A 14,251-nucleotide genomic window follows, 5' to 3' on the forward strand; every position below is an offset into this window, starting at 1 on the left:
CGCAATCTAAAAAATGAGAATGGATTTTATTATTTATTTTAATTATAACCCATATTCTTCAAAGTTTTTAGATGTATTTTTACTTTAGGGGGTTGAATGGAGCTTTTAAAAGAATATATAGATTTAGTTATTTTTATCATTCTTGGCTTTATGAGTTTTCTTGTAGTGTGGTTTAGTATAGAGAGACTAATATTCTATAAAAGACTTGATTTTGCTAATTTTAAAAATATAGATGAATTTGAAGAAGAAATAACAAAAAATCTAACTACATTATACATAATATACTCAAATGCACCTTATGTTGGACTACTTGGAACTGTAATTGGAATTATGATTACATTCTATGACATGGGGGTTAGTGGTAACATGGATGTAAAAGACATTATGGTGGGACTTTCTCTAGCATTAAAAGCTACTGCTTTAGGGCTTGTAGTAGCAATTCCTACACTAATTATCTATAACGCTTTTTTAAGGAAAATTGATGTGCTTATAAATAAGTTTAGGAGAACTTATGAGACTACCTAGAAAAGAGGGTCTAAACATTGTCCCATTTATTGACATTATGCTAGTTTTATTAGCTATTGTATTAAGTGCAGCTACTTTCATATCGCAAGGACAAATAAAAATAAATATTCCGCAATCTAGCTCTGCTAGCAAAGTAGAAAATAACAAAAAGCTATCAATCATACTAGATAAAGAAAATAAATTCTATATTGATGACAAAGAAACTAGTATAGATGAAGTAAAAAATAAAATTATGAATTTAGATAAAGAGATTCTAGTAGAACTAGCAAGTGATAGTGATGCAAAGTTTCAATCATTTATAGAAATACTTGATATTTTAAAGGAGAAAGGGCATGAAAACTTTACAATCCAAGCTAAAATTAAAAAATAAAATATCTCCATTAAAAATAGGCTTTATAATCTCTTTTGTGCTACATAGTAGTTTATTTGCGTTTCTATTTATTAATATAAAAGATGAAAAAATAACTAGTATGCAAAGCAAGGCAATTTCAATTAGTTTAAATAATATAAATGGCACACAAATCAGTGCTACTAAAAGCAAACCAGAAAAAAAACATAGAAAGAAAAAGAAAACAAAAAAAGAAATTGAAAAAATAGTAGATGAGAATCCGATAAACGACACTTTTCAAGATATAGAAGAAGAAAATAGCAAAATATCTGACAAAGTATTGCCTAATGAGACTAATTCTAATATAAATTCTACATTAGCTTCAAGCTCTAACCTAAGCGATACCATAGAAATACTAGGCAATGATAATTCTCTATATAAAACAATATTAGATATTATTAATAGCAATAGAGTTTATCCTAGAATGGCAATAGTTAGGCAGTTAAAAGGTAATATTAAGCTAGAATTCATTTTATTATCAAATGGTGAAGTAAGGGATATAAAGATAATTGAAGGCAGTCATAAATTTTTAAACGAGGATGCTATGAAAACAATAAAACAAACTTATAAAGAATACCCTAAACCAAATAAAGATGTAAAAGTAAAATTAACACTAAGCTATAATTTAACCTAAAAATGTAGTAAATAGAATTATGTTTTTATGGTTAATGTTTAAGTAAAAATTAAGAGAAATTTAAAATATTAATTATATTTGATTGAAGATTCCAAGCTCTTCAATTTTTTCTCTAATATCTTCATATTGTTTCAGTTTTATATAATTCTGCAAATAACTCTTTACCCAATAAGGCACATTCTTACTAGACCCCCAATTATTTACACTTTGTTGGCTTATACCAACCATTTTAGCAAATTCTTTCTTACTTAGATTTGCTTTTGATAACAATACTTTTAACTCTCTTTGATTTAAATGCTCCATAAATTTTTATATAGCAAAAAATATTCCTTAATTAATATTTAAAATATAATATTAAGAGTATATTTTAAATAAAATATATAATAAAAATATTATATTTTAATCTAAGTTTAATATTATAATTGTTATAATTTGCATCTTACTTTTATGATTTATTTAAAGGTCAATTATGCAGAATACAACAAACAACAAAACAAAAAGTAAAATTATTGAGGATAAAAACAAAAAAGATGAGTTCTATCAGCTAAAAGCTTTAGCACTAGAACTAAAGAATATACAATTGCAGATTATTAAAGATTTAAATAAAGGTAATGTTTCAAATTTTATAAACAAAGCAAACTAAACTAAAATTTTAAACTAAGTTTATACCAATATGCATAAGTAAGTTTATAGTATTAATATAAACTTATGGACTTTTTATCAATATTATGATATATTTGCCAAATTTTTTTAAGGAGCAAAATATGAAACATACATTTCAAACTGAAATTAATCAATTATTAGATTTAATGATTCATTCTTTGTATTCAAACAAGGAAATCTTTTTACGAGAGCTTATATCAAACGCTTCAGATGCGCTAGATAAACTAAATTACTTAACACTAAGTGATGATAAATTTAAAAGTATTGAATTTAAGCCCAAAATTAGCATTGATTTTAATGAAGAAAAAGGGATTTTAAGCATTGAAGATAATGGTATTGGAATGAGTGAAAAAGACTTAATTGATAATCTAGGAACTATCGCAAAAAGTGGAACAAAAAATTTTCTAAACTCTCTAAGTGGTGATAAAAAAAAGGATTCTGCTTTAATTGGACAATTTGGAGTTGGTTTCTATTCTAGTTTTATGGTAGCAGATAAAGTAATAGTTACTTCACTTAAAGCAAACAACAAAAAAGCATTTGTATGGATTAGCGATGGAAAAGGAGAGTATGAGATTAAAGAATGTGTAAAAGATAATTTTGGAACAAAAATAGAACTTTATTTAAAAGAAGATTCTAAGGAATTTGCAAATAAATGGAGGATAGAATCTTTAGTAAAAAAATATTCTGACCACATTGCATTCCCTATTATTTTAAATTATGATGAAAAGAAAGGGGAAGATGATAAAAAAGAAATAGAACACAAAAGCGAACAAATTAATAAAGCAAAGGCTTTATGGAAAATTTCAAAAAACGAATTAAAAGAAGAAGATTATATAGAATTTTATCAAAGCTTTAGTCATGATAATTCAAAGCCACTTAGCTATATTCATAATAAGGTTGAAGGAAGTTTAGAATATACTACACTTTTCTTTATCCCTTCAAAAGCTCCATTTGACCTTTTCCGTGTAGATTATCAAAGTGGAATAAAACTCTATGTAAAGAGAGTTTTTATAACAGATAATGATAAAGAATTATTGCCTCAATATTTAAGATTTGTTAGAGGTATAATTGATAGTGAAGATTTACCTCTTAATGTAAGCCGTGAGATTTTACAACAAAATAAGATTCTAGCCAATATTAAAAGTGCTTCTGTAAAGAAAATACTAGCTGAAATTGAAAAAATATCAAAAGATGAAGAAAAATATAAAATCTTTTACAATGAATTTGGAAAATTAATAAAAGAGGGGCTTTATAGCGACTTTGAAAATAAAGATAAATTACTAAATTTATGTAGATTTAGCAGCACAAAAGGTGAATTTGTATCACTTCAAACATATAAACAAAATGCAAAAAATGGTAATATTTATTATGCTTTAGGCAATGATTTAGAATTATTAAAGAGCTCTCCTCTGCTTGAAAAATATATACAAGATGACATTGAAGTATTACTTTTAAATGATGAGATTGACAGCTTTGTTATGCCTAGTGTAGGTGAGTTTGAGGGATTAAAATTTAAAAATATAAGCGAAGAGATAAGCGAAGAGATAAGCGAAGAGATAAAAAAAGAATATTCTTCTTTCTTAGATGAAGTAAAAAAAATACTAGATTCTAAAGTAGGAGAAGTAAAGTTATCAAATAGGCTTACTAACTCTCCTGTATGTGTAGTATCAAAAGAGAGTAATCCTATGATGGAAAATTTAATGCGACAAATGGGGCAAGAATACAAAGAGGAAGCACCTAATTTTGAGCTAAACCCAAATCACATTATAATTAAAAAAATAAAATCACTTAGTGATAAAAATAAAATGGAGGATTTAATATGCCTTCTATTTGATAGTGCAAAGCTTCTTGAAAAAGGAAGTATAGAAAATGCAAATAATTTCATCTCAAGGCTAAATAAACTAATAGAATCTAATATTTAGCTTTATTTTATTTTAAAAGGCTAAAATATTAGCCTAAATCAATTTTAAGGATAAATTTATGACTACAAAGAAAAATGCTCTAGCTTTAATATTGCTAGCTTTATTTTTTGGATATATTAATGCTGCTAGCTTTGATGATAACCTAACTAGCCTTATAGAAAAAGAAACACAAACAAAAGTAAAAATAATTAGCACAAATGATTTAAAAGCAACTAAAGATTTAAAATTTGTTATTGTTGAGATAATTGATAATGCACAAAGAATTCCTATGTTTGCAACAAAAGATGGAAAAATGATAATTGGGTTATCAAATATGTTTTTTGCATCAGAAAAAGCAGATGAAGACATAATTGCAAAGGCAAGTGCTGAAGCAATGTCTCATAATGAAAATAGCCAGCAAATGGCTGCAGGAAAACTAATAGATGGGCTAAAACCAGAGCAATACATAACTCTAAATTCAAAAGCAAAGAATCCAAAAACTTATTTCATAGTAGCAGACCCAAATTGCGGATATTGCAAAGAAGAGTTTAGGAATATTGATGAAAAGTTAAAAACTCATAATGTAAATATAGTAATGGTTGGGATATTAGGTGAAGATTCACTCAAAAAAGCCTCTTATGCAATGGATAATATTAATAGTAAAATGAATGAGAAAGACAAACTAAATAAATTAAAAGAAGTATTCTCTAATAATTTTAAAGCACCATCAAATATTGATACTACTAAAGTAAAAAATACGACAGAATCATTATTTAAAAGTGGTGTTATTAGAGGTGTCCCTTTTATATATGAAGCAAAATAATTATATCTAGCTTTTTTAAAAAGCTAGATTCTATATAAATATTGAGTTATCTCTTTAAATTTATAGCTTCTTTTATTAAATCATCTCCTGTTGTGAAAGCTTTTGCATTCATAGAATAGCCTCTTTGAAACACTATTAAATCAGTCATTGCATCTGCAGGATTAACATTACTAGTTTCTAAATATTTATATAATACTTGACCAAAACGTAAGTTACCACTCTCATCCCACCCAAGTATAGGTTTGCCACTTGCAGGAGTAGTATCTTCACCATCTACACTAATACTTGCCATTTCAAAAAGGTTTCCACCAATTTTTTGCAAACCTTTGTCATTTACAAATGCCACAATCCCCACTCTACCCATTTTTTCAGTGATTCCATTAGAAAAAGAAAGGTTTATCACACCATTATTATCTATTCCAACATTCACCAATTCTCCTTTTTGTGTCCCATCTTTAGAGCTATCAAGCAAAGAAGAATCTATATAAGAAAAATTGCTACTAGATTTACTATTGCTACCTGCGATATTATATTGTATGCTCTTATCGCCATATTTTAACTCAACAGGTTCTGCATTAACTTTACCGTTTCCATCAAATGAAATAGTATGCTCCACTAAATCACCTATTAAATTTTCACCATTTTTATCATAAATTCCACTTTTAACATTCCAAATTTGATTAGTTGGAGAGTTATTATTTAAAACAAACTCTGAAATAATAACCATTTTATCACCCTTATCATCAAACACATCGATTGTAGTTTTATAGTTTGCAATATTTATCTTATCACTTAAAAATTTCTCTCCATCTACTATCTTCCAATTTAGAGTATCATCAGGACTTATGCTAGTCTCATCACTTATTTTTTGATATATACGATTATTAAAATACACAAATGAATTTTTAGGATAATTTTCGCTACTATTAAATTGTGTTATCTCTAATGTTTTATTATCATCAATAAGCTTCCAATCTGCGCTTGTAGGAGCTGAATTTACTTCACTTAACTTTTGATAAATCTTATTATCAAATTTTACTAAATCATTTATATTATAATTTCCATCTTCATTCCACTCTCTAACAGAACTAGAATCTACCATTTGCCAAAAATTACTATCATCTAAGGGCGAAGAATTGCCTGCAGATTCTACCCTCTTAAAAACTGCTCCATTAAGCTTTACTAAGTCATTAACATTATAATTTTTACTTGTATTAAAATTTTGAATATTTAAGTTAAATAATTTCTTATCGCCCTTTAAACCAAGCTTGTCAAATAATTTTCCCTCTAAACTGACTTCTAACTCATCTAATGCAGGACTTTTTAATTCTAAAATTAAATTCTTATTAATATCTCCATTAATATCTCTTGCAAAGTCTAAATCAAGCCCACTTTGCTCTTTTATGAGTTGTTTTAACTCACCAATTGTTCTAAAATCCCCATAATTAAAATTATATTCTTTAGTCTCATTATTTTTAGTAATTTTTATTACAGCATTATTATAAGCACTAGCATTGATATTTTCATTATCAATTATTAATGAGTTAATATCTTGATTTAAAAGCTTTTCTTCATTTATCTTGCCATTGCTATCCAAAAATAATTTATAAGTATTAATCTCACCTTGATTACTATTTAAATTAAGGGCTAAATTAACATTTGTGCTTTGTGTTGGTCCATAGTGTAAATTTTGTGGTATTTGAATTGGCTTTATCTCACCTGTTGCAAGATTTGCCTCATCATTTGAAGTATCGCTTATAAAAACTCCATCTTTAATTTTTCCTAAATCAACGCCTAACATATAATATCCAGCAGAATTTACAACATAACCTTGTGCATCTCTACTAAAAGAACCATCTCTAGTAAAATAAAGCCCATTAGATACATCAGTAGCATTAAATGAATTATTTTCATTATCACCTACAACAAACCACCCTTTTCCTGCATAAGCTATACTAAACTCTTCATCACTTTCTTTATAATTCCCATCATTATTTGATATTGAGTTTGAAGCCACAGTTGAACCATAATTCATATCACTTGAAACAGGGGAATTGGGATTTACAGAATTAAGTGCATTTGAAAATAAACTTTTAAATTCGGGATTATTAGCACGATAACCTGTTGTATTAATATTTGCAATATTATTTGATACAGAATCTAAACCAAATTGATGTGTTTTAATCCCACTATAACCATTAAATAAAGTAGAATTCATCTATATCTCCTTATTTTTTCAAATAAAACTCTACTGCATCACTAATTGGAATAACTAATTCACCCATTCTAAGGTTTGGCACACCTTCATTAAACACTATGCTCTGCACCTCACCCCTACCAATACGAGCAATATTATAGCTTCCATCACTATTAAAATTATAGTTTGCAATAATACTATAAGCCCCGCTAGGAAGACTTTCCATTGCATCATTCTTAGTATCCCACCTAAAATTCAAATACCCACTTTTACCCACATAAGAACTAATATCAATACTCCTTACTAATTCCTTATTTTCATTAAATACTAATAATTTTGGAATCCCTTTTGTAATATCTATTGGCTCATCAAAATAAAGCTCGAAATCTATTGGTTCATTCTCTTTTATATTTACCCCATTTATGTTTGTCTCTGCAATTTTACCTATCATATCTAAACCATTATTAGTGTTAGACTCTAATTTTAGAGGGGATTTTATATTATTTTCATTATTTAATACTGTTAATAATGCTTCTAGTGTGGTTTTCATGCCGGTTTGTAAATTTTTTAGCTCCTCATTAGTAGCTTTTGTGCTTTTCATTGCTTCAGCTACTTCAATCATAGTTTGTTTTGTTTGCTCTTGCATTTCAACCTGTGTCAATTGTGCAGTTTGTGTAATAATTTTATCAGTTTCCATTGGTGCAGTTGGATCTTGATTTTTCAATTGCTCTAAAAATAACTTCATAAAAGCGGTATTATCAAGCTTATTTGTATCTGGCTTTTTTTTATCTTTTTGTGCTTTATTATAGCCTGTTACTTCATTTAGATTAATTGGCTCTTTAGTTTTTTCTACGATTCCTTCCATTTTTGTCCCTTCAAGCATAATTATTTATTATTGTAATTTCAAAATTATTAGCATTCTCACTTTCTAAGCTATTTTCATTCCTAAAATTATTCATTTTATCATTGTTAGAATAATAATTCCACTTACCATTGCCATCACTAAAACCCATTTGCGAACCATTTGAAAAACTCATTGTTATATTTTCGTAGCCTATTTGATTTAGGGCAGCTCTTAAATCACTTTGATTTTGTATAAATAAATTTAATGTATTTTGATTTGAATTTAATTGAACTTGTATATTTTTACCTTGATGAATTATGCTAACCTCTACACTGCCTAAATTTGCGGGAGTAAGTTCTAAAGTTATTTTAGAAATTGGGGGTTTAGAGTTCATTATCTCTTGTTTTAGGTTACCAACAAAACTCCTAATAGTTTCTTTTGCATCAAAAATCCTATTTTGATCATTTTTAATATTATTAAATTCTGCTAAGTTTGTTTGATTAATAGGGATATTATTTGACTCATTTTTTGTATTTTTAGGCTCATCTACTTGTTTTTTATATTCTTGTTTTAGACTAACTGGCTTTATATCAGTATTTTCTTTAATAACTTCTTCTTTTATAGGCTTAGGGTCTTTTGATTCTATTGATTGTTTTGATAAATAATCTTGAATATTTGACTTAGATTCTTTTGTTATATCTTTTGGATTTTCCTTTGGAAGCTCTTTTGATGGCTCCTTTTGTGAAGAATCTTTAAAATCTTTTTGACTATCTTTTGGAGTTTCTTTTAAAATTTCTTTTTGCGTTCCTTTTGTGTTTTGATTTTCTTTTAATACTTCCTTCAATGGCTCTTGCAATACTCCTTTTTGATTATCATTTAATAAATTATCTATTTTTGTATCTTTAGATTCTATTATGGGTAATGAAGGCTGAAGTTGTGTATTAGTAGGTATTTTAGAATCTTTATTATCAATATTTATGGTATTTGGTTTTTCTATTTTTTGGTATTTAATCTTTTCTAAATTTAGTGATAATTCATCTGCCTTTTTTATTAAATCACTAAGTTTTTTGCCATCACTTGGTTTTAATAAAGATATTGCATCAAAAGCACTAAAAGCACCATATTTTAAAGTATTTTTAATTCCTATATTTGTATTATTTTTATCATCACTTTTATTAGCATTATCCTTATTTATAATATTACTATTGCCTAAATCTGAAGAATTATCTATTAAGCTCTCTTTACTATCTTTAGAATCATCATCTTGTTTTATATTATTATCTCTATCTTGTGTATTAGGTTTAATTTCACTAGGTTTAGATTCTAAGACATTATTTTTCAAGAAGTTAGATTTTATATCATCTTTAATAACATCATCTTTTGCTTTATTTGGTTGTGATATTTGTGATAAATGTATTTCCTTAGACTCATCTCTATCTTGTGTATTATTTTTAATTTGATTTTTAGGTTTTTGCTCATTAGGAGAATCTAAGCTATCTAATATATTACTTGAATTAACTATATTATTTAAATTAACTTCCTTAGGAGGTAATGCCTTTATTGATTTATTTTCTAAGCTTTCTTCTTTTTTTTTAAAATCTACTTTTTTTATAGTATTTGAGGAATCTAAACCATAGTTTGTTCTTTGTATATCATTTTCTTTTATTTCTTTAATATTTTGCATAGGATTTTTGGTAGGATTTTTTAAAAGTTCATCAATTGGATTTTTAATATCTGGATTTTTAATATAATCTATTGAAGTTTTATCTTCTTTGCTTATATTATTTGTGCTATTTAATGCTTTAGTAGCCAAAATATCTGAAAGTGCTAAATCTTGTTTGATATTAGTATTTTTAATATTAGTAGTATTCTTAATATTTTTATTTAAATTTACTTCTTTATTATTTGATTTATTTGGTATTGTTTTGCCAAGATTTTGCATAAAGCTTGCGAAATCTACCTTAGAATTCTTTTTAGAATCCTTAGAAGAAATACTATTTTTAGTAGCAATACTAGGGCTTGGTATGTCATTAACTGCCTGCATAAATACCTCATATAAAATTTATCAAAGTTTTAAAGCAAATTTTATTCCACGAAACCCTAATTATATTTTAAAATTTATATCCAATTAAAGCCATAAATTTCTCATAATTTGTTTTATATTTTGGAATGACTCCTTCATCTAGATTATTATCTACCTTATTATTCATAGAACCACGAATATAGCGCACTCCTATTGTAAAATTAGAACTAAAATTAAAGCCTATGCCAGCACCATAAATATATCCGTGAGATATAGTAGAAGTTTTAGCATCTTTTATAGCACCTATTTGTGCTCCTGAAGGAATTTTTTTTAAAGCATCATTAAGCCAGCTTATATTATAACCTGCCATAGCTTGTATATAAAATCCTCCTATATCAATACCAAATATTAAAGGAACTTGTAATGCAACTCCATAACCTGTGCCTTTTGCACTATATTCTGGCTGATTACTTCCACTTGTGTCAAAAAATATTGGAACAGACACTTCTGCACCTCCATAAGGTCGCACAAAACCTTTCTTAGCTATGGCAACAACTGAAGTGCCAACTTCTATTGCTTGATAACTAGCTTTATCTAATCTAACATAAGAATAACCTATTGTAGTATTGGTTTGAGATGCACCAAATGCAAAAGCAAAAACACTTATAGCTAATAACAAAATCCTTTTCATTTAAAATATCTCCATATAAATTTCATTCAAAATCGCCAAAAAAAATTAAAAATTAATTATTTGTAACTATAATTCTAAAACTAATTTTTCAAACTTTTAAATAAAAGGTATAAAAATGGGTAGAGCATTTGAATATAGACGTGCTAGTAAAGAAAAACGATGGGATAAAATGTCAAAACTATTTCCAAAGCTAGCAAAAGCAATAACTATTGCAGCAAAAGATGGTGGCACAGATCCTGAAAGCAACGCAAAACTTAGATCAGCAATACTAAATGCTAAAGCACAAAACCTTCCAAAAGATAATATAGAAGCAGCGATAAAAAGAGCAGGTGGAAAGGATTCTGAATTAAATGAAATTAGTTATGAGGCAAAAGCTCAATTTGGTGTGATGATGATTATTGATTGTGCTAGCGATAATGCTGTTCGCACAATTGCTAATTTAAAGAGTTATTGCAATAAATATAACGCACAAATTATACCAAATGGCTCATTGGAATTTATGTTTAATAAAAAAGCTGTATTTGAAATAGCTATAAGCGACAATTTGAATATAGAAGAGGTGGAGTTAGAGCTAATAGATTTTGGATTAGAGAATATAGAACAAGATGACAAAAGAGTGTATATATATGCTGATTATAAGGATTTTGGGAATCTTAGTAATGGCATTAAAAAATTAAATTTAGAAATTATTAGCTCTAATCTAAAGCAAATACCAACTTCACCGATAGAATTAAGTGAAGCGCAGATAGCTGAATTGGAAAAATTACTTGACAAAATAGAAGATGATGATGATGTGCAAAATGTTTGGACAAACCTTGCATAAATATCAAATCAAAAGTGGAATTATTTTTGCTTGTCTATTTTAATACACTATATTTGATTAAAAATTATCTTAAATAAATATATCTTTAAATGTGAAATTTAGGAGTTTAATTGGTTAAATTACAATTTTATACACTTTTAGCAATACTTATCCTTATTTACGATATAATGCGACTTAAATTTGAATACAGGTTTAAATGAATGAATCCATTTAGCGAAGCTAAAAATGTCTTTTTAGAAAAGGCGGATGAAATGGATTATATCGATTTGGATATAAATATTTCTGCAAGACATAGAATAGAACAACTAATTAATAAAGTTCCATTTCAAATTGTAATTCTAACAGGAAAACCCGGCGTTGGTAAAAGCTACCTAATAAAACAGCTAGAAAAAAATATACCTAAAGAAACGCTACATATACAACTTTTTCCATTTTTATCATTAAATGGATTCTTAGCTCAACTTCATTTAAAATTTCTCCCTCAGATAAAAATAAATAAAAATATGACAAGAGATGAGTTTTTTAAAAGTTTTTCTGAAAACCTACCAAAAAACGATTTAAGCCCTGTAATAATAATTGACGAAGTGCAATTATATGGAGATAAAGAACTTGAAGTTATTAGAATGCTATCTGATTGTAGGGTATTTAGATTTATTCTTGTAACTCACGCACTAAAGCACAAAGAAGTTTTAAATGAAAGCTACTTTACTTCCAGAATTTGGGATAAAGTTGTAATAAATCAATTAGATATAAAAAATGTAAGACTTTTTATTACTCAAAAGTTAAATAAAGCTAACTTGGAGGCAATATCAAGGATATTTAAAGATAGCCATTATAAATTTATCTTTAAACAAACTGATGGAAACCTTAGATTATTAACTAGAATGTGTTTTTTACTATTTGATATTTGTGAATATTATTACAATATTGAGCCTACTATATTTAGCAAAGGAGAAATACCTAAAAAATATATAGAAATGGCTGCTATAGAGCTTGGGAGTTTGGATGCGAAGTAGCTATAAGATATCTTTAACATATCTTGGAATAGTAATAATAGGAATATTAATATATTTAATTGTAATAATTATTGCAGATAATAATTCTCATAAAGAATCAAAATTATTTGCTTTTAACATAGGCAAAAAAGAAGTTTCTAACCAACACATTACACAAAATACTTTAAATAAAACACAACCTCCCAAAGAGCTAGAAAATAAAGAAGTAAATAAAACATTAAATGACGAGCTAAAAGAGCCTATTGATATGATAGAACATATTCATATAATAGAAAATAATGATAAAAATTCTACACAAAATACTTATTTAAACCCTATGCAAGATTCTCAAAATTCCATGATAAATAATAAAGATGTATCTCTAGATTCTAATATTTATCCAAAGGATTATATAGTAGATGTTAGTTTTGCAAATATTAGATCTAAACCAGATGTTAATTCTGATATTATAAAAAGATTTAAAAAAGGAGCAATCATTAGTATCGTAAATACCGATTCCACTTGGGCAAAATTAGAAAATGGTGGATATATATTGCTTAGACTTATAAAAGAAAGATGAGAATATATAGCGTATTTGGTAATCCAATAATTCACTCAAAATCACCTTTCTTGCATAACTATGTCTTTAATGCCCTAAAAATTGATGCTAGATATGTTAGATTTCATTTAAAATCTAGCAAAAATTTTAGAGACATATTTTTTAATTATGGGTTTAATGGGGCAAATATTACACTTCCATTCAAAGAAGAATTAATTAAATTTTGTGATGATCTTAACCCATTAGCAGAAAAAGTTAATGCAATAAACACCATAGTAAAAAAAGATAATAAGCTAATTGGTTATAATACTGATGCAATGGGCTTTTTTAAAAATATAGAAAATGAAAACATTAAAAATGCTCTAATTATAGGTGCAGGAGGTAGCGCAAAGGCTATTGCCTTTATTTTAAGAGAAAATAATATAGAAACTACTATAATAAATAGAAGCCCTGAAAAACTAGAATTTTTTAAAAAACATAATTTTTTTTCTCTTAGCACAAATAATTTTAATATCTCAAATTATGACTTAATAATCAATGCAACCTCATCTTCAATAAATAATGAACTTCCTTTAGAAAAAAATACTCTAATTAAGCTATTTTATAATGCAAAACTTGCTTTTGACTTGATGTATGGAAAAAAATGTGAATTCTTAGAGCTTGCTAAAAAATGCAATATAAAATCCATAGATGGAAGCAAAATGCTTTTATATCAAGCAATAGAGGCATCAAGTATATTTTTAGAAATGCCATATAATGAAATCTCTTATATTATGCAAAAAGCTTATAAAATAATAAATAATTAAATTTTATAGTATAATTTCAAGCATTAGATTCAAGGTTTTGAATATTACATTTAGATTTTCTTCATTATGTTATTTTTCTTCATTGCAAATTTTAAAATCTAGTTAATCTTTATGTAAATTAAATTAATTTAAAAAAGGATAGCTATGAATGAAATAATCCCAAATTATACGCTTGATGTAAAAGGAGAATCTTGTCCTTATCCTGCTTTAAAAACATTAGAAGCATTAAAGCAGTTACAAAATGGTGAGATATTAGAAGTTATTAGTGATTGTCCGCAGAGTGTAAATAATATACCACTAGATGCAAAAAATCACGGATATGAAGTTCTTAGAGTAGAACAAGATGGTCCTATACTTATATTTTTAATTAGGAAGTAAA

The 14,251-nt window shown here is 26.8% G+C and carries 16 protein-coding genes; 11 read left to right on the forward strand and 5 right to left on the reverse strand.

The features are described from left to right. Positions 1–96 precede the first annotated feature (96 nt). Genes exbB through CQA44_RS01030 form a run of 3 tightly spaced genes read left to right on the forward strand, consistent with a single transcriptional unit; the run spans position 97 to position 1,547 of the window. Positions 97–525: a TonB-system energizer ExbB gene (gene exbB, locus CQA44_RS01020; protein WP_115545416.1), complete on the forward strand. Its 429-nt coding sequence runs from the start codon at positions 97–99 to the stop codon at positions 523–525. Next, positions 512–895, forward strand: coding sequence for a TonB system transport protein ExbD (gene exbD, locus CQA44_RS01025; RefSeq protein WP_115545417.1), 384 nt, complete (start codon positions 512–514; stop codon positions 893–895). The genes exbB and exbD overlap by 14 nt, the downstream gene beginning before the upstream one ends. After that, positions 858–1,547, forward strand: coding sequence for an energy transducer TonB (locus tag CQA44_RS01030; protein WP_115545418.1), 690 nt, complete (start codon positions 858–860; stop codon positions 1,545–1,547). The genes exbD and CQA44_RS01030 overlap by 38 nt, the downstream gene beginning before the upstream one ends. A 72-nt stretch (positions 1,548–1,619) precedes the next feature. On the opposite strand, the gene CQA44_RS01035 is transcribed toward CQA44_RS01030, so the two are convergent. After that, positions 1,620–1,850 carry a DNA-binding transcriptional regulator gene (locus CQA44_RS01035; RefSeq protein WP_115545419.1) on the reverse strand — a complete coding sequence of 77 codons (231 nt, stop codon included), beginning with the start codon at positions 1,848–1,850 and terminating at the stop codon, positions 1,620–1,622. A 166-nt stretch (positions 1,851–2,016) separates the two neighbouring features. Between CQA44_RS01035 and CQA44_RS12450 the strand changes: the two genes are divergently transcribed. The 3 genes from CQA44_RS12450 to CQA44_RS01045 all read left to right on the forward strand — a co-directional run bounded on the left by CQA44_RS12450 (position 2,017) and on the right by CQA44_RS01045 (position 4,934). Then, the gene (locus CQA44_RS12450) at positions 2,017–2,190 is read left to right on the forward strand and encodes a hypothetical protein (RefSeq protein ID WP_181881730.1); all 174 of its coding nucleotides are present in this window, start codon (positions 2,017–2,019) and stop codon (positions 2,188–2,190) included. An 85-nt stretch (positions 2,191–2,275) separates the two neighbouring features. Continuing rightward, positions 2,276–4,132 (forward strand): molecular chaperone HtpG, encoded by a 1,857-nt coding sequence (gene htpG / locus CQA44_RS01040; protein WP_408941367.1) that lies wholly within the window; start codon positions 2,276–2,278, stop codon positions 4,130–4,132. Positions 4,133–4,190: 58 nt separating this feature from the next. Beyond that, complete coding sequence (locus CQA44_RS01045; protein ID WP_115545421.1) at positions 4,191–4,934, forward strand: hypothetical protein; 744 nt, start codon at positions 4,191–4,193, stop codon at positions 4,932–4,934. Between the two features lie 46 nt (positions 4,935–4,980). On the opposite strand, the gene CQA44_RS01050 is transcribed toward CQA44_RS01045, so the two are convergent. From CQA44_RS01050 to CQA44_RS01065, 4 genes are all read right to left on the reverse strand, one after another. Then, positions 4,981–7,152: a flagellar hook-basal body complex protein gene (locus CQA44_RS01050; protein ID WP_115545422.1), complete on the reverse strand. Its 2,172-nt coding sequence runs from the start codon at positions 7,150–7,152 to the stop codon at positions 4,981–4,983. Between the two features lie 10 nt (positions 7,153–7,162). Then, the gene (flgD, locus tag CQA44_RS01055; RefSeq protein WP_181881731.1) at positions 7,163–7,996 is read right to left on the reverse strand and encodes a flagellar hook assembly protein FlgD; all 834 of its coding nucleotides are present in this window, start codon (positions 7,994–7,996) and stop codon (positions 7,163–7,165) included. Between the two features lie 10 nt (positions 7,997–8,006). Continuing rightward, positions 8,007–10,019: a flagellar hook-length control protein FliK gene (locus CQA44_RS01060; RefSeq protein WP_115545424.1), complete on the reverse strand. Its 2,013-nt coding sequence runs from the start codon at positions 10,017–10,019 to the stop codon at positions 8,007–8,009. Positions 10,020–10,086: 67 nt separating this feature from the next. Continuing rightward, complete coding sequence (locus CQA44_RS01065) at positions 10,087–10,689, reverse strand: hypothetical protein (RefSeq protein WP_115545425.1); 603 nt, start codon at positions 10,687–10,689, stop codon at positions 10,087–10,089. 115 nt (positions 10,690–10,804) lie between these two features. Between CQA44_RS01065 and CQA44_RS01070 the strand changes: the two genes are divergently transcribed. From CQA44_RS01070 to yedF, 5 genes are all read left to right on the forward strand, one after another. Next, positions 10,805–11,512 carry a YebC/PmpR family DNA-binding transcriptional regulator gene (locus CQA44_RS01070; protein ID WP_115545426.1) on the forward strand — a complete coding sequence of 236 codons (708 nt, stop codon included), beginning with the start codon at positions 10,805–10,807 and terminating at the stop codon, positions 11,510–11,512. A gap of 200 nt (positions 11,513–11,712) precedes the next feature. After that, entirely contained in the window at positions 11,713–12,528 is an 816-nt protein-coding gene (locus tag CQA44_RS01075; RefSeq protein WP_115545427.1) for an ATP-binding protein, read from the forward strand. Next, positions 12,518–13,087 carry an SH3 domain-containing protein gene (locus CQA44_RS01080; RefSeq protein WP_115545428.1) on the forward strand — a complete coding sequence of 190 codons (570 nt, stop codon included), beginning with the start codon at positions 12,518–12,520 and terminating at the stop codon, positions 13,085–13,087. The genes CQA44_RS01075 and CQA44_RS01080 overlap by 11 nt, the downstream gene beginning before the upstream one ends. Next, positions 13,084–13,872 (forward strand): shikimate dehydrogenase, encoded by a 789-nt coding sequence (locus CQA44_RS01085; RefSeq protein WP_115545429.1) that lies wholly within the window; start codon positions 13,084–13,086, stop codon positions 13,870–13,872. Before CQA44_RS01080 ends, CQA44_RS01085 begins: the two co-directional genes overlap by 4 nt. A gap of 144 nt (positions 13,873–14,016) precedes the next feature. After that, positions 14,017–14,250, forward strand: a complete 234-nt coding sequence (gene yedF, locus CQA44_RS01090; RefSeq protein WP_115545430.1) for a sulfurtransferase-like selenium metabolism protein YedF — start codon at positions 14,017–14,019, stop codon at positions 14,248–14,250. The last annotated feature ends 1 nt before the right edge of the window (position 14,251 follow it).

The organism is Helicobacter sp. MIT 14-3879, from assembly GCF_003364125.1.